At 72.8% G+C, this 15,436-nt stretch carries 11 protein-coding genes; 3 read left to right on the top strand and 8 right to left on the bottom strand.

The genetic code is table 11. The features are described from left to right. Positions 1 to 53: 53 nt before the first annotated feature. Positions 54 to 2,462, bottom strand: coding sequence for a SpoIIE family protein phosphatase (locus ACH5AO_RS05440; RefSeq protein ID WP_398922035.1), 2,409 nt, complete (start codon positions 2,460 to 2,462; stop codon positions 54 to 56). Then, on the bottom strand, positions 2,459 to 6,457 hold the full coding sequence (locus ACH5AO_RS05435; RefSeq protein ID WP_398922033.1) for a HAMP domain-containing protein: 3,999 nt from the start codon (positions 6,455 to 6,457) through the stop codon (positions 2,459 to 2,461). The genes ACH5AO_RS05440 and ACH5AO_RS05435 overlap by 4 nt, the downstream gene beginning before the upstream one ends. Before the next feature lie 328 nt (positions 6,458 to 6,785). Between ACH5AO_RS05435 and ACH5AO_RS05430 the strand changes: the two genes are divergently transcribed. Both ACH5AO_RS05430 and ACH5AO_RS05425 read left to right on the top strand, forming a co-directional pair. Continuing rightward, positions 6,786 to 7,157: a PRC-barrel domain containing protein gene (locus ACH5AO_RS05430; RefSeq protein WP_398922031.1), complete on the top strand. Its 372-nt coding sequence runs from the start codon at positions 6,786 to 6,788 to the stop codon at positions 7,155 to 7,157. After that, complete coding sequence (locus ACH5AO_RS05425) at positions 7,154 to 7,285, top strand: hypothetical protein (protein WP_398922030.1); 132 nt, start codon at positions 7,154 to 7,156, stop codon at positions 7,283 to 7,285. The genes ACH5AO_RS05430 and ACH5AO_RS05425 overlap by 4 nt, the downstream gene beginning before the upstream one ends. Before the next feature lie 219 nt (positions 7,286 to 7,504). On the opposite strand, the gene ACH5AO_RS05420 is transcribed toward ACH5AO_RS05425, so the two are convergent. Both ACH5AO_RS05420 and ACH5AO_RS05415 read right to left on the bottom strand, forming a co-directional pair. Next, positions 7,505 to 7,939 (bottom strand): ATP-binding protein, encoded by a 435-nt coding sequence (locus ACH5AO_RS05420; RefSeq protein ID WP_398922028.1) that lies wholly within the window; start codon positions 7,937 to 7,939, stop codon positions 7,505 to 7,507. Between the two features lie 214 nt (positions 7,940 to 8,153). Beyond that, positions 8,154 to 10,061, bottom strand: a complete 1,908-nt coding sequence (locus tag ACH5AO_RS05415; protein WP_398922026.1) for an AMP-dependent synthetase/ligase — start codon at positions 10,059 to 10,061, stop codon at positions 8,154 to 8,156. A gap of 153 nt (positions 10,062 to 10,214) precedes the next feature. On the opposite strand from ACH5AO_RS05415, the gene ACH5AO_RS05410 reads away from it, so the two are divergent. After that, the gene (locus ACH5AO_RS05410; RefSeq protein ID WP_398786234.1) at positions 10,215 to 10,448 is read left to right on the top strand and encodes a DUF6480 family protein; all 234 of its coding nucleotides are present in this window, start codon (positions 10,215 to 10,217) and stop codon (positions 10,446 to 10,448) included. A gap of 15 nt (positions 10,449 to 10,463) precedes the next feature. Here the strand turns inward: ACH5AO_RS05410 and ACH5AO_RS05405 are convergent, their stop codons facing one another. The 4 genes from ACH5AO_RS05405 to ACH5AO_RS05390 all read right to left on the bottom strand — a co-directional run. Then, positions 10,464 to 11,582 carry a glutamate--cysteine ligase gene (locus ACH5AO_RS05405; protein WP_398922024.1) on the bottom strand — a complete coding sequence of 373 codons (1,119 nt, stop codon included), beginning with the start codon at positions 11,580 to 11,582 and terminating at the stop codon, positions 10,464 to 10,466. A gap of 106 nt (positions 11,583 to 11,688) precedes the next feature. Beyond that, positions 11,689 to 13,911, bottom strand: coding sequence for a 1,4-alpha-glucan branching enzyme (glgB, locus tag ACH5AO_RS05400; protein WP_398922023.1), 2,223 nt, complete (start codon positions 13,909 to 13,911; stop codon positions 11,689 to 11,691). 4 nt (positions 13,912 to 13,915) lie between these two features. Beyond that, a complete protein-coding gene (locus ACH5AO_RS05395; RefSeq protein WP_398922021.1) occupies positions 13,916 to 15,277 on the bottom strand; it encodes a maltokinase in 1,362 nt (453 codons plus the stop codon). Between the two features lie 28 nt (positions 15,278 to 15,305). Further along, positions 15,306 to 15,436 (bottom strand): alpha-glucosidase C-terminal domain-containing protein (locus ACH5AO_RS05390; protein WP_391964322.1); only part of this gene is annotated, 131 nt, incomplete at its 5' end.

Below are 15,436 nucleotides of genomic sequence, written 5' to 3'. Positions count from 1 at the left end.
CCCCGAATCGTCGGATCATGCCCCGGCCCGCCCGGCCGGCCGGGGCGTCCCCCTCAGCCGACCCGGATGCCCACGATGCAGGTGTCGTCGTCCGTGTCCGACCTGCTGTACGTGAGCAGCCGGTCCAGCCGCTGGTCGAGCGTGTCCGGGGCCGAGGCCGCGGCGGTGAGCAGATGGGTCAGGGACTCCTCCACGCTGCGGTCCCGGCGCTCGATCAGACCGTCCGTGTACATCAGCAGGTTGTCCTCGGCGGCCAGCTGCACCTCCGACTCCTCGTACACAGCCTCCGGTACGGCGCCGAGCAGCAGCCCGCGCACCAGCGGCAGCGGGGCGGCCTCGGAGCCCCGCACCAGCACCGGCGGCAGATGGCCCGCACGGGCCCACCGCAGCGTGCGGGACTCCGGGTCGTACAGGCCGCACACGGCGGTGGCGGTGACACCGCCCGTCAGGTGGTGCGTCACGATGTTCAGCCAGGACAGCAGCTGTCCGGGGCCCGCCCCGGTGACCGCGAGGCCGCGCAGCGCGTTGCGCAGGACGACCATGCTGGTCGCCGCCTCTATGCCGTGCCCTGCGACGTCGCCCACGCACAGCAGCACCAGCCGGGAGGGCAGCACCACGGCGTCGTACCAGTCGCCGCCCACCAGCTGCTCGGCCTCCGCGGGCCGGTAGCGGACGGCCACGTCCAGGTCGGGCACCTGCAGCGGCGCCTGGGTGGGCGGCATGATGGCGCGCTGCAGCTGCAGCGCCAGCCGGTCGCGTTCGCTGGCCTGCTGCTCGGTGTGCGCCAGCTGGTCGCGGGTGGCCGCCAGCGCCACCTCGGTCCAGTGCTGGGCGGAGATGTCCTGGTAGGCGCCGCGGATGGTGAGCAGCCGGCCGTCGGTGTCCAGGACCGGCTCGGCGACGACCCGGATGTGCCGGGTCACCCCGTCGGGGCGCTGCAGCCGGAAGGCGGCCGACGCCGGGCGCCGGTGGTGCAGCAGCGTGCGCAGGAAGCGGCCGATGGTGACGGCGTCGTCCGGGTGGGCGTGAGCCGGCAGCTCCTCCAGCGGCACCGGCAGACTGGACTGCGGACGCCCGTACAGGTCGAAGAGCTGCCCGTTCCAGGTGATCTCCCCGGTCAGCAGGTTCTCCTCGAAACCGCCGATCCGGCCGAGCCGCTGGGCGTGCTGGAGCAGGCTCGCCAGGCGGGCCTGCTCGTCCTCGATCCGCCAGATGAACAGGATGCCGGAGCCGTGCCGGCTGACGCTGATGTCGGCGACCGACGCCAGCGGCACCTGGTCGACGAGGGCGGTCAGGTTCATGCGCCGGGCACGGAACGGCTCCCCCGTGGCGTACACCCGCTCGATCCGCTGGAACAGTTCGCTGTTCCCGGCGGCCATCGGATAGGCCTCCAGCAGCAGCGCGCCGCTGACCATGGCACGCGGCCGGCCCGCCGGGTCCAGGAAGCGGCTGTTGACGTGCTGGATCCGGAAGTCCAGCAGGTTCCCCTGGTCGTCCAGGTGCGGCACCAGGACGAGAGCCGGGTCGTACAGCCCGTCCGCCAGGTCCATCAGCTCCGCGGCGTCCGGCAGCATCCGGGGCTGCACGGCCGGGCCGCTGGGCACCGTGTACGTCTCCAGGGTGTGCGCGCACAGCTCCGCCAGGGCCTCCACCTGGCGCACGATCTGCGGCGGCTGCTCCGGCAGCGGGGCCGGCCAGACGATCTCCAGCACGCCGTACACACGGCCCCCCGTACCGGCGGGCACGGCCGCCCGGCCGCCCTCCGGGTGGTGATGCCGGCCGACACTGGGCAGGCCCCGCTCGGCCAGTGACGTGATCCACAGGCCGTCGCGCTCCGCGAGGCCGCACCGGGCGACCGTCGCCACGTCCGGCGGCACGTAGTACCAGCGCGCCGCCTCGGCGGGGGAGAACCCGGCGCTGCCCGCCAGGGTGAGCGACCCGTCGGCGCCGGCCGCCCAGATCGCCACGGCCACCGCGCCCAGCGGACGCAGCGCCTGCGCCAGCAGGGACTCGGCCACGGCCTGGGTGTCGTCCGCCGCCAGCGCCCCGCTCTCGGCCGCGCGCAGCCGCACGGCGGCGTCCTGCCCCGCCTCCCCGGCGGCCCGGGTGGCGGCCAGGAAGGCGTCCGTCACCTCGGACATCCGGTCCCGGGCGGCCTGGTTGATGACCTCGACCGCGAACTCCAGCTGCGTCGTCCCGGCCTGCTCGGTCAGCTCGGCGAGCTGGCGGGCGGCCTGCGAGGGGCCGCACCCCAGCCGTTCGACGAGGATGCCCTTGGCGAGTTCGATCAGCGCCCGGCCCTCGGCCTCGGCCTGCGCGGCCCGCACCTCCCGGCTGAGCCGGTCCACGGTGGCCGCCAGCCTGCCCACCGGCGAGTCCGCGGACACCCCGGCGGGTCCGGCCGGCGCGTGCTCGAGCCGGGTCCCGCCGGACCGCTCGTCCGGCTGCTCCCCGGGGCTCATGCCGGCAGCCAGCGGCGGACGCAGGCGATCAGGTCCTGGGTGTCGACCGGTTTGGTGACGTAGTCGCTGGCCCCCGAGGCGAGGCTCTTCTCCCGGTCCCCGGGCATCGCCTTCGCGGTGACGGCGATGATGGGCAGCTCGGCGTACCGCGGCATGGCGCGGATCTCGGCCGTGGCGGCGTAGCCGTCCAGTTCCGGCATCATCACGTCCATCAGCACGAGCGCCACGTCCGGGTTGTCCACCAGTCTCTCGATGCCCTTGCGGCCGTTCTCCGCGTGCAGCACCCGGAAGCCGTGCAGCTCCAGGATCCCGCTGAGCGCGAAGAGATTGCGCGCGTCGTCGTCGACGACGAGGATCGTGCGGCCGGAGAACGCGTCGTCCACCACGGTCTGCGGCGCCGGCCGCTGCGGCTCGTCGTGCCGCACCAGCGACAGCACGTCGCCGGGCTCCTCCGCGGAGAGGTGCAGGGCGATGCGTTCGCGCAGCTCGTCGAGGCTGGACAGGAACTCCAGCGCGGTGCCCTCGGCACGGGACCGCAGCTCCTCCTCGACCGCCGCGTCCACGCGGTGGCCGCTGTGCACCAGCACCGGCACGCTCGCCAGCGCGGAGTCGCCCCGCAGCGCCTCCAGGAACCGGCTGACCTCCTCCCGGGCCGTGCCGAGCTCCAGCACCACGCAGTGGCACGGGTCGGCGGCCAGCGCACCGGCCGCCTCCTGGGCGCCGACGGCGGTGAGGATGTCGACCGACGGCCGGGAGGTGCCGTCGCCGTGCGCGACGTCCTGGACCACGCTCTCCGCGACCAGGGTCAGCAGACCCCGGGGCCGCTCCTCCACGACGAGCAGCCGCCGCGGACGCCGGCCGGACGCCGGTCCCGTCTCGATCGCCGCCGGCTGCCGGGCCGGCACCTCCGGCAGGGCCTCGCCCAGGTCCCCGTCCGGGAGCGGCGAGGGACGCAGCAGATCCTCGAAGTCCGGCCGGGCCACGGGCAGGAACAGGGTGAACGTGCTGCCCTGGCCGGCGACGCTGTCCACCGTCACCGCACCGCCCAGCAGATGCGCGATCTCCCGGGTGATGGACAGACCGAGCCCGGTGCCGCCGTACTTGCGGCTCGTCGTGCCGTCCGCCTGCTGGAAGGCGCCGAAGATCGCCTCCAGGTGCTGCTCGGGAATGCCCACACCGGTGTCCCGCACCCGGAAGGCCACCACGGACCCGCCCCGCAGCACACCGCTGGGCACCTCGTCGTCCGGCGCGGGCTCGATCCGCAGCTCCACGCCGCCCCGCTCGGTGAACTTGACCGCGTTGGACAGCAGGTTGCGCAGCACCTGCCGCAGCCGCGAGTCGTCGGTGAGCAGGTCCCCCGGCGCGCCCGGCGCCGTCGTCACGGTGAAGTCCAGGCTCTTCTGCATCGTCATCGGCCGGAAGGTGGCCTCGACGTACTCGATGAGCCGGCGCAGCTCCACCCGTTCGGGACTGACGTCCATCTTCCCCGCCTCGACCTTGGACAGGTCGAGGATGTCGTTGATCAGCTGCAGCAGGTCGGAGCCGGCCGAGTGGATGATCTGCGCGTACTCGACCTGCTTCGGGCTGAGGTTGCGCGAGGGGTTCTGCGCGAGCAACTGGGCCAGGATCAGCAGGCTGTTGAGGGGGGTGCGCAGCTCGTGGCTCATGTTCGCCAGGAACTCCGACTTGTACTTCGAGGCCAGCGACAGCTGCTGGGCGCGCGCCTCCAGCTCCTGCCGGGCCTGCTCGATCTGGAGGTTCTTCGCCTCGATGTCCCGGTTCTGCTCCGCGAGCAGCGCGGCCTTGTCCTCCAGCTCGGCGTTGGAGCGCTGGAGCTCCTCCTGCTGGCTCTGCAGCTCCGCCGAGCGCTCCTGCAGTTCGGCGGTGAGCCGCTGCGACTCGACGAGCAGCTCGTCGGTGCGGGCGTTGGCCACGATGGTGTTGACGTTGACGCCGATGGTCTCCATCAGCTGGGCCAGGAAGTCCTGGTGGATCTGGGTGAACGGGGTCACCGACGCCAGCTCGATCACGCCGAGGACCTGGCCCTCGACCACGATGGGCAGCAGCACCAGCGTGGTCGGCACCACCTGCCCCAGCCCGGAGGAGATGGTCACGTAGTCCGGCGGCAGCTCGTCCACCGTGATGGCGCGGCGGCTGCGCGCGGCCTGGCCGACCAGGGTGCGGCCGAAGGCGATCCGGGTGGGCCGGCCGTCGTCGTCGGGGTAGCCGTAGGAGCCGACGAGCCGCAGCTCGGGGCCGTCGTCGCCGTCCTCCGCGAGGTAGAAGGCGCCGTACTGGGCCGACACCAGCGGCACCAGCTCGTCCATGATCAGCTCGGCGACCACGGACAGGTCGCGGTGGCCCTGCATCAGGCCGGAGACCCGGGCGAGGTTGGTCTTGAGCCAGTCCTGTTCCTGGTTGGCCCGGGTGGTCTCGCGCAGGGACTCCACCATCGAGTTGATGTTGTCCTTGAGCTCGGCGACCTCGCCGGAGGCCTCCACGTTGACGGAGCGGGTCAGGTCGCCCTCGGCGACGGCGCTGGTGACCTCGGCGATCGCCCGGACCTGCCGGGTGAGGTTGCCGGCCAGCTCGTTGACGTTCTCCGTGAGCCGCTTCCAGGTGCCGGAGACGCCCTCGACCTCCGCCTGACCGCCGAGGCGGCCCTCGGTGCCGACCTCGCGGGCGACGCGGGTGACCTCCTGTGCGAAGGCGGAGAGCTGGTCGACCATCGTGTTGATGGTCGTCTTCAGCTCCAGGATCTCGCCGCGCGCGTCGACGTCGATCTTCTTCGACAGGTCGCCGCGGGCCACGGCGGTCGTCACCAGCGCGATGTTGCGCACCTGGCCGGTGAGGTTGTTGGCCATGGAGTTGACGTTGTCGGTCAGGTCCTTCCAGGTGCCCGCGACATGGGGCACGTGCGCCTGTCCGCCGAGGCGGCCCTCGGTGCCGACCTCGCGCGCGACGCGGGTGACCTCGTCGGCGAAGGCGGAGAGCGTGTCGACCATCGTGTTGATGACGTCGGCCAGCGCCCCGACCTCGCCGGCCGCCTCGACCCTGATCCGCTGCGACAGGTCGCCCCGGCCCACCGCGGAGGCGACCTGGGCGATGGAGCGGACCTGACCGGTCAGGTTGGACGCCATCACGTTGACGTTGTCGGTGAGGTCCTTCCAGGTGCCGGAGACGCCGCGCACCTGAGCCTGCCCGCCGAGGCGGCCCTCGGTGCCGACTTCCCGGGCGACGCGGGTGACCTCGTCGGCGAAGGCGGAGAGCTGGTCGACCATCGTGTTGATGGTGTTCTTGAGTTCGAGAATCTCGCCGCGGGCGTCCACGGTGATCTTCTGCGACAGGTCGCCCTTGGCGACCGCCGTGGCCACCAGCGCGATGTTGCGGACCTGGCCGGTGAGGTTGCCGGCCATGAAGTTCACCGAGTGGGTGAGATCGCGCCAGGTGCCCTTCACGCCCTGCACGTCGGCCTGTCCGCCGAGGCGGCCCTCGGTGCCGACCTCGCGGGCGACGCGGGTGACCTCGTCGGCGAAGGCGGAGAGCTGGTCGACCATCGTGTTGATGGTGTTCTTGAGTTCGAGGATCTCGCCGCGGGCGTCCACGGTGATCTTCTGCGACAGGTCGCCCTTGGCGACCGCCGTCGTCACCTGGGCGACGTTGCGGACCTGCGCGGTGAGGTTGCCCGCCATCGCGTTCACCGAGTCCGTCAGGTCGGCCCAGGTGCCCGAGACCCCCGGCACCTGCGCCTGGCCGCCCAGCGCCCCCTCGGTGCCGACCTCGCGGGCCACCCGCGTCACCTCGGAGGTGAACACCGACAGTTGGTCCACCATCCCGTTGAAGACCTTGGCGATGTCCCCCATGAGGCCGTCCGCGTCGTCCGGCAGCCGGGTACCGAAGTCCCCGTCCCGTACGGCCGTCAGCCCCGCCAGGAGCCGTCTCAGCTCCTGGTCCCCCGGTGCCACCTCGGTCCCCTCGGTGCTCTTGCTGGTCATGCGCACCCTCGTTCCGGCCAGCGTCAGTGCGCGTTTCCGCTGTTCACGGATGTGCGCGACGAGAAAATACGCCGAAGGCTAACCCAGGTCGCGGGTACGGAACAAAGCGTGACCCGGCCGAGAGGACCGGCTCGAAAAAGTTCCGGACCGCGTGCATGTCCCGGCTTCCGGCGGGTACTTGTTCGGGTTTCGCCGGGAGGGGAACACCGGGCCGCCGACGCGCGGTTCCGGTCCGGGCCTTTCGAATGCGCGCGCTCGTGCCGGGTATCCACTGCTGTGGAACTGGGCGTCGCCCAGGGACCCGTCGTCACCGGGGAGGCAAGGAGCAGTGCCCATCGACAGCATCTGGTCATACGCGCCGGACCTGGACCGCGTCCAGGAGCAGGACCTCACGGGCTACACCGTCGTCGCGAGCGACGGCACCATCGGCCACGTGGACCGACAGGCCGATCACCACGGCATGCGCCACCTCGTCGTCGACACCGGGGTGTGGGTGTTCGGCCGCAGCCTCCTGGTGCCGGTCGGCGTCGTCGCCGCCGTCCACGCCGGGGAACGCCAGGTGACGCTGGACTGCACCAGAGCCGAGGTGAAGGCGGCGCCCCGGTTCCGGACCGACAGCGAGACCATGGACCCCGCCTACCTCACCGCGGTCGGTGACTACTATCACCGGCTGCCGCCGCGCGAGAGCCCCACCGGGTGACCACCGCACGACAGGCGCGTCCCGCCGACGGCACGACGGTGGGCAGTGCCGCCGACGCGCGGGCGCACGCCGGGGCGACGGTGCCCACCGGTACGCCGAGGGCCGCACCCCGCACCACCAGGACATGATCGACCTCTCGCCCGTCGTGCCGAGCCGGTCACCGGCGCCGTCCGGCACGGCGCCGGACCGGCCGGCCTCGAGGCGCGGACGACGGGGCAGGGCGTGCGGATCGCCGTCCACGACCACAGCGACGTCGTCCCCGAGGCCGCCGACGGAACCGGCGCCCTGCCGAAGGCGCACCGCGGCAGCGGTCACGGCCGGCCCCTGGTGATCCGGCCGGCACGGGCTCACCAGGGCAGGAAGACGTGGATGTCCTTGCCCTGGTCGTCGCTGACGACGCTGACCTGGTCGCACAGCGTGTGGATCAGGTGCCAGCCGATGCCGCCACCGCCGCTGTGGGGGTGGAAGGGCCGCGGGGCCGGCTCGGTGGTGCTGGTGTCGTGCATCACCACGTGCACCCCGTCGAACGTTCTGCGCAGACGCAGCTGGAACGGGCCCGGCGCGTACTGGACCGCGTTGGCGGCCAGCTCCGTGACCACCAGCAGGATGTCGTCCCAGTGCTCGGGAGCCGACGGCGCCGACACACGGGCCAGGTCGAAGAGGAACTCCTCCGCGACCAGGCGTGCGTCCGTCACATCGTGCAGCTCCCCCGGGAAGCTGGCGATGCGGCTCGTGATGTCCTCGGCAGCCAGTGTCCTGTCCCTACGCGGCTCGCGTCCCATCTCGCCTTCCAGGCCCCGCCGTCACGGGGCGGTCGTTCTCGCTTCTGCGTGCCCTCGAACTGTGGGTTCCCGTGCGGGCGGAGCCTACGCGCCCGCATGCCCGTGCCCGGTGGGTGACAAACCCGTCACCGGCCGGCAGCGCTTCTCCGGGCCCGGCCCGACGCGGTTCCCGCCCACCGCGCGGGGCCGGACGGGCCCGGCCCTCCCCGGACGGTCAGCGGAAGACGTTGTCCGCGTCGTCGTCCCAGCCGGACGACTCGTCCACGGCCGACGTCCGTCCCGGACGCGTCCGCGACTGGTACATCGCGTCGATCTCCAGCGCGTAGCGCCGCACGATCTCGTCCCGGCGCAGCTTCATCGACGGCGTCAGCAGCCCGTTGGCCACGTCGAACGGTTCGGGCAGCACCCGGAACACCCGGATCGACTCCGAGCGCGACACGCTGCTGTTGGCCGCGGCGACCGCCCGCGCGATCTCCTCCCGCAGTGCGTTCTCCTCCCGCGCCTCCCGGGCCGGCGCGTCGCCCGGCGGGGACAGTACCGCCCGCCAGTCGTTGAGGAACTCCGGGTCCAGGGTGATCAGGGCGCCCACACACGGCCGGTTGTCACCCACGACGACGGCCTGATGGACCAGCGGGTGCATCCGCAGCCGCTGCTCCAGGGCCGTCGGCGCCACGCTCTTGCCGCTGCTCGTGATGATGACGTCCTTCTTGCGGCCGGTGATCGTGAGGTAGCCCTCGTCGTCCAGCCGCCCCAGGTCGCCCGTGGCCAGCCAGCCGCCGCGCAGCACGGCCCGGGTGGCGGCCTCGTCCCCCACGTACCCCTGGAACACCGACGGCCCGCGCACCAGGATCTCCCCGTCGTCGGCCACCCGGATCTCGGTGCCCGGCAGCGCCTGCCCGACGGTGCCGGACTTCTCCCGCCCGAACGGCTGCATCGTCACCCCGCCGCCGGTCTCGGTGAGCCCGTAGCCGTCGTGGACGTAGATGCCGATGCCCTCGTAGAAGAGGGACAGGTCGCGGTTGAGCGTCGACCCCCCGGAGGTGGCCCGCAGCACCCGGCCGCCCAGCGCGGCCCGCAGCCTGCGGTAGACCGTGCGCTCGTACAGGGCGTGCTGCAGCCGCAGGTCGAAGCCCGGCCCCGCGCCGCGGCCCAGACGCTGCCGCTCCAGCGCGGCGGCGAAGTCCCGTGCCGTGCCGGCCGCCCGCTCGAACAGGGCGCCGCGGCCCGACAGCTGTGCCGTGCGCAGGAAGTTCTTGTAGATCTTCTCCAGCAGTGAGGGGACGGCGTACAGATAGGTGGGCCGGAAGGTGCGCAGCGCCGAGGACAGGGACTCCCCGCCGATGTCGGGTTCGTGTCCCATCAGCAGCCCGCCCCGCACGCACAGCACCTGGATCATCAGGCCGTAGACGTGGGAGAAGGGCAGGAAGGCGAGGACGGCGGCCTGCTCGCCGGGGGGCGCCGCGATGTGGCCCCAGCCCGCCAGCAGGGTGTCGCTCATGAAGGCCAGCCCGCGGTGGCTCAGCGCACAGCCCAGGGCGTGGCCGGACGTGCCGGAGGTGTAGGCGACGACGGCCGTGGAGTCCGGCAGGACGATGCGGCGCATCGAGTCGACCGTGGCCGCCGGGATGGACTCGCCGCGCGCCACCAGCTGGTCCAGCGCGCCAGCGTCCAGCTGCCACACGTGCCGCAGCCCCGGCAGCGCGGCGCACACCGACCCGACGGTCATCACGCCCTGTTCGTCCTCCACCAGCACGGCCACGCAGCCGGAGTCCCGCAGGATCCACTCCACCTGTTCGCGCGCGGAGGTCGGGTAGACGGGGACGACCTCGGCGCCCACCGTCCACAGGGCGTGGCCCAGGAGGGTCCACTCGTAGCGGGTGCGCGCCATGATCGCCACCCGCATGCCGGGCGAGATCCCGGACGCCACCAGGCCCTTGGCCACGGCGACGACCTCGTCGCGGAACTCGATGGCGGTGATCCGCTCCCAGGTGGCGGAGGCCGGGTGGGCGCGACGGGCGAACATCGGCAGGGTGGGGCTCTCGGCCGCCGTCTCGAAGAGACTGTCGGCGAGGCCGCCGGTCAGGGGCGGGGCCGATGAGGGAGCGAGGGCGAGGTCGCGCATGCGCTGCTCCTGACGTGTACGGGGTGTGACTCGGCCGATGAGTACCGTCATCGGCGGTGCCTGAATGTAGCCGAGCCCGAGCGCCCCCGTGCCGGGATCGCGACAAGTGTGTCCGCACTGATGATCGCGGGACTTTCGGGGGACCCGGACGGCATGAGTTACGTCAATCCAGATCCCGAACCGGAACGCAGCACCGGCCTCGAACCGGGCGGCGGCGTGCCCCCGGGGGAGACCCCGCCCGCGGAGAGCAGCATGCCCGAGGCGGGCCCCCGGGAGACGCACAACCCGACCAAGGGCTGGGCCAAGGGCCCGCTGACCGTGATCCTCGCCGTCGCGGTGCTGATCGCGGCGTTCTTCCTGGCCTACGCCCTCATCCTCATCCTCTGACGCCCCCTTGTCCGCTCATGCGCGAGGAGCGGACCCCGTACGCCCCGCCCCCTGGGTGTGGCGCACGCACTCCGTGACGACGTCCCTCAGGCTTCCCGTGCGTTCCAGCAGGGCGCGCTGCACCCGCGCCCCGTTGCCGTCGCGCAGCAGTCGTGCGCAGCCCTCGCGGGCGCGCTCCAGGTCGCCGGTGGCCTCCAGGGCCTCGGCGACGTGGTCGAGGAGGTCGTGCACGACCGTCTCGGCCGGCATGCGGCGCATGGTCCGCGGGTGGAGCAGTTCGCCCTCCAGCCCCGACCTGGCCGCCTGCCAGGCGGCCAGCCGGAGCAGGCTGACACCGGGGTCCGCCGGCTCCCGGCCGGCCCGCCACTCGCGTGCCGCGGTCTCCACCAGCCCGCGGGCGAGGGTGGCGATCAGCGCCGCCGTCTCCGCGTGCAGACAGACGTCGGAGACGCGGAGCTCCACCGTCGGGTACCGCTCGGACAGCCGGGCGTCGAAGTAGGCCATCTTCTCGTCGAGGATGACGCCGGTGGCCACCATGTCGGCGACCCGCCGGTGGTAGCGCTCGGCCGAGCCGAACGTCTCGGTCGGACCGGCGGACGGCCAGCGCTGCCAGACCCGGCTGCGGTAGCTGCTGTACCCCGTCTCCTTGCCCTGCCAGAACGGGGAGTTCGCGCTCAGCGCCGCCAGCACCGCCAGCCAGGGCCGCAGCCGGTCCACGACCCCGACGCCCTCCTCGTCGGACTCGACGGACACGTGGACGTGGCAGCCCATGACGAGTTGTTCCCGGGTGGCGATGCCGTACTGCTCCTCCATCCACTGGTACCGCCGGTTGACGCCGACGGACGGGCTCACCGGCAGCGGTGAGGTGGCGAGGGCGGCGACGGTGCAGCCGATCTTCTCCGCGTGCCCGGCGGCCTCCTCGCGGCAGCGGACGATCTCCGCGTGCAGGCTCTCCATCGAGGACTGCGGATGCGTGGCGAACTCCAGCATCTGCTCGTGCAGTTCCTTCTCGAAGACGTCCTGCTCCGCGCCGTCCCGGGCGGCGCGGGCGAGTACCGCCGCGGACAACGCCCGTGGCTCGCCGCTCTCCGGATCGACCAGGAGGAGTTCCTCCTCCACTCCGACGGTGCGCACCTGGTGCCGCCCTTCTGTGACCTGTCGTGACGCCGAGAAGCCCTCGGCCGTACGACCCCGGATGCCCCGGTGCGGGCATCGGACACCTGGCGGCACCGCCGGACCCTCACGGGACGATCGGCGTCAGCCACACCGTCGCGAGCGGGGGGAGGGTGAGCCGTACGGTGCCGTCCTCGGGCTTGACCGGGTCGGGGTTCGTGACGTCCCCGCCGCCGTAGTGCGCGGCATCGGTGTTGAGGACCTCCTGCCAGGCGATCACGTCGTCGCCGACGGTGAGCGGGTAGTCGTGCCGGACCACGGGGGAGAAGTTCGACACCGCGAGCAGCGGCCGGCCCCCGGCGTCGTACCGCAGGAACGCGAAGACGTTGTCGTCGGCCGCGTCGACCGCCACCCAGCGGAAGCCGGACGGGTCGGTGTCGCGCTGCCACAGCGCAGGGGTCGCCCGGTAGCGGGTGTTGAGGTCGCGCACCAGGTCCCGCACCCCGCGGTGGTCGCCCGCGGAGTGGTACCCGTCGTCGAGCAGCCACCACTCCGGGCCGGTCTTCTCGGACCACTCGGCACCCTGCGCGAACTCCTGCCCCATGAACAGCAGTTGCTTGCCGGGGTGGGCCCACATGAAACCGAGGTAGGCCCGCACGTTCGCGCGCCGCTGCCACCAGTCGCCCGGCATCTTCGACACCAGCGCCTGCTTGCCGTGCACCACCTCGTCGTGCGAGACGGGCAGCACGTAGTTCTCGCTGTAGGCGTACACCATCGCGAACGTCATCTCGTGGTGGTGGTACTTGCGGTGCACCGGCTCGTGGGAGACGTACTCCAGCGAGTCGTGCATCCAGCCCATGTTCCACTTGAAGCCGAACCCGAGGCCGCCGGTGTCGGTGGGCCGGGTCACCCCGCCCCACGCCGTGGACTCCTCCGCGATGGTCACCACCCCGGGGCAGCGCCGGTAGACGGTCGCGTTCATCTCCTGCAGGAACGCCATCGCCGCCAGGTCCTCCCGGCCGCCGTACGCGTTGGGCTCCCAGCCGCCGTCCTCGCGCGAGTAGTCCAGGTAGAGCATGGAGGCCACCGCGTCCACCCGCAGCCCGTCGATGTGGAACTCCTGGCACCAGTAGACGGCGTTCGCGACCAGGAAGTTGCGCACCTCGGTGCGGGCGAAGTCGAAGGTGTACGTCCCCCAGTCGGGGTGCTCCGCGCGCCGGGAGTCCCCGGGCTCGTACAGCGGGTCCCCGTCGAACCGGGCCAGCGCCCAGTCGTCCTTCGGGAAGTGCGCCGGCACCCAGTCCATGATCACGCCGATGCCGGCCCGGTGCAGCGCGTCGACCAGGTACCTGAAGTCGTCCGGGGCGCCCAGGCGCGCGGTCGGCGCGTAGAACCCGGTGACCTGGTAGCCCCAGGACGGCCCGAAGGGGTGCTCGGCGACCGGCATCAGCTCCACGTGGGTGAAGCCGAGGTCCTTGACGTAGGCCGGGAGCTGTTCGGCGAGTTCGCGGTACGTCAGTCCGGGCCGCCAGGACGGCAGGTGCACCTCGTAGACGGAGAACGGCGCCTCGTGCACGGGCGTCGCCGCCCGCCGCGCGAACCAGTCGGCGTCGCCCCACTCGTAGTGCGAGGCGGTCACGACGGACGCCGTGTTCGGCGGCGCCTCCGTGCGCCGCGCCATCGGGTCGGCCTTGAGGAACCGGTGCCCGTAGCGGGAATGGATCTCGAACTTGTAGCAGGTGCCCTCCCCGACACCGGGCAGGAACAGCTCCCACACCCCGGACGAGCCCAGCGAGCGCATCGGGAACGCCGTGCCGTCCCAGTGGGTGAAGTCGGCGGCGACCCTCACCCCCTGCGCGTTGGGCGCCCACACCGTGAAGCGGGTGCCGGTGACGCCCTGGTGGGTCATGGGGTGCGCGCCGAGCGCCGTCCACAGCTCCTCGTGCCGGCCCTCGCCGATCAGGTGCAGGTCGAACTCGCCGAGGGCGGGCAGGAACCGGTACGGGTCGTGCGTCTCGACGGCCTTGTCGTCGCCGTAGGCCACCGTCAGCGTGTACGCGGGGATCGCGTCCAGCGGCAGCACGACGGAGAACAGGCCGTCGCCCTCCGAGACGAGCGGGGTGCGGGCGCCGTCGACGACCACGCACACCTCACGGGCGAAGGGGCGCAGCGCCCGGAAGGCGATCCCGCCGGGCACCGGATGGGCGCCGAGCAGCGCGTGCGGATCGTGGTGGGCGCCCGCCAGCAGGCGCCCCCGGTCGGTCGGGTCGAGGGCGGGTGCGGCGCCGGGGGGCGCGGCGGACGGGACGGGCCCGGCCGACTCGGGAAGCGGGGTGTCACGCAGGGCCACGGCTTCAGTCTCCTCTCACGGCGAGGCGCTCGATCGCCGCCATGGGTACGGGCAGCCAGTCGGGTCGGTGCCGGGCCTCGTACAGCACCTCGTACACGGCCCGGTCCGTCTCGTAGGCGCGGAGCAGGCCGTGCTTCTTGCGCGGGTCCCAGCCGGCGCGGGCGGCGTAGCCCGCGCAGTAGGCCTCACGGCAGCGGCGCGCCCACTCCGGGCGCCAGGGGCGGCGCTGGCGGGCGGCGTAGTCGAAGGAGCGCAGCATCCCGGCGATGTCCCGCACGGGGGAGTGGGCGCTGCGCCGTTCGGAGAGCGGCCGGGACGGCTCGCCCTCGAAGTCGATGACGAACCACTCGCGCCCCGCCCGCAGCACCTGCCCCAGGTGCAGGTCGCCGTGGACGCGCTGGGCGGGCGGCCCGGCGTCGCAGGTGGCCAGGGCGGCGAAGGCGGTCCGCAGCCCCGGCACGAACGGCTGGAGCGCGGGGACGGCGTGCGCCGCGGCGGTCAGCCGCTCGGTCATCGCCGCCGCCGTCCGCCCGTTCTCGCCCGGCGCGCCGATGGGGAACGCCGAGGACAGCGCCAGGTGGACGTCGGCCGTGGCCCGGCCGAGGGCGTGCGACTGCGCGGTGAAGTCGTCACCGGCGGCGAGCGCGTCGAGGGCCAGCGTCCAGCCGTCGGAGGCGTTGCGCAGGTACGGCTGGAGCACACCGAGCGTCGCCTTGAACGGATGCGTGGTGTGGAACCAGGCCACCGGGGCGGGCACCCGGTGACAGCCCTGCAGGGCCAGCGCACCCGGCACCTCCAGGTCCGGATTGACCCCGGGCTGGATGCGCCGGAACACCTTCAGGATGTACTCGTCGCCGTACACCAGCGAGGAGTTGGACTGTTCGGCGGTCATCAGGCGCGGCACCAGACCGGCGGGCACCTGCTGGGACCCGTCGTCCTCGAAGCGCAGTGGGCCCGCCGCACCGGGGTGGCGCAGCCGTTCCAGGAACAGCTGGGCGGCGCGCGGGTCGTGGAGGGCGTCGTAGACCGTCAGTCCGGCCAGCAGGCCGGCCGGCACCCTGCCGATGAGTGCCTTCTTGCCGAGCCGCGGCGAGGGGTGCTCCCGTACGCCGAGGAGGAGCTGGTAGCAGTCACCGGCCGGGGGCGTGCCGCCGGGAGCGGGCACGCTTCCGTGACCGGCGTGCACCAGTACGTGCAGACAGCCCGGGAACAGCTCGGTCATCGACAGCACGCCCAGGTCGGTGACGGGCCGGTCCTTGCCGGCGAACCAGCGCTGCAGCGGCAGCCACTCGCGCAGCAGCCCGGTGAGCGACTCCATGGGCTCGGCGGGCGCGCTTCGCGGCCGCAGGAACGCGGTCTTCGTCATGGTGACGCCTCCTCTCCCCGGCACACGCTCACAGTCGTCGGCCGATGCGGGACGCGACTCGGGTGAGCCGGAACCAGTAGAAGCCGTGGCCCCCGAGGGTCAGCAGATACGGCAGTTCGCCGACGGCCGGGAAGCGCACCCCGCCGAACAGCTCGACCG

It is taken from the genome of Streptomyces sp. NPDC018964 (genome assembly GCF_044390325.1).
GTDB lineage: Bacteria > Actinomycetota > Actinomycetes > Streptomycetales > Streptomycetaceae > Streptomyces.
This window is presented reverse-complemented; position numbering and strand designations above follow the sequence as displayed.

Excerpts from the sequence above, each read along its gene's own strand:
- ACH5AO_RS05440 (WP_398922035.1), bottom strand. The coding sequence starts at position 2,462 with ATGAGCCCCGGGGAGCAGCCGGACGAGCGGTCCGGCGGGACCCGGCTC.
- ACH5AO_RS05435 (WP_398922033.1), bottom strand. The coding sequence starts at position 6,457 with ATGACCAGCAAGAGCACCGAGGGGACCGAGGTGGCACCGGGGGACCAG.
- ACH5AO_RS05420 (WP_398922028.1), bottom strand. The coding sequence starts at position 7,939 with ATGGGACGCGAGCCGCGTAGGGACAGGACACTGGCTGCCGAGGACATC.
- ACH5AO_RS05415 (WP_398922026.1), bottom strand. The coding sequence starts at position 10,061 with ATGCGCGACCTCGCCCTCGCTCCCTCATCGGCCCCGCCCCTGACCGGC.
- ACH5AO_RS05410 (WP_398786234.1), top strand. The coding sequence starts at position 10,215 with ATGAGTTACGTCAATCCAGATCCCGAACCGGAACGCAGCACCGGCCTC.
- ACH5AO_RS05395 (WP_398922021.1), bottom strand. The coding sequence starts at position 15,277 with ATGACGAAGACCGCGTTCCTGCGGCCGCGAAGCGCGCCCGCCGAGCCC.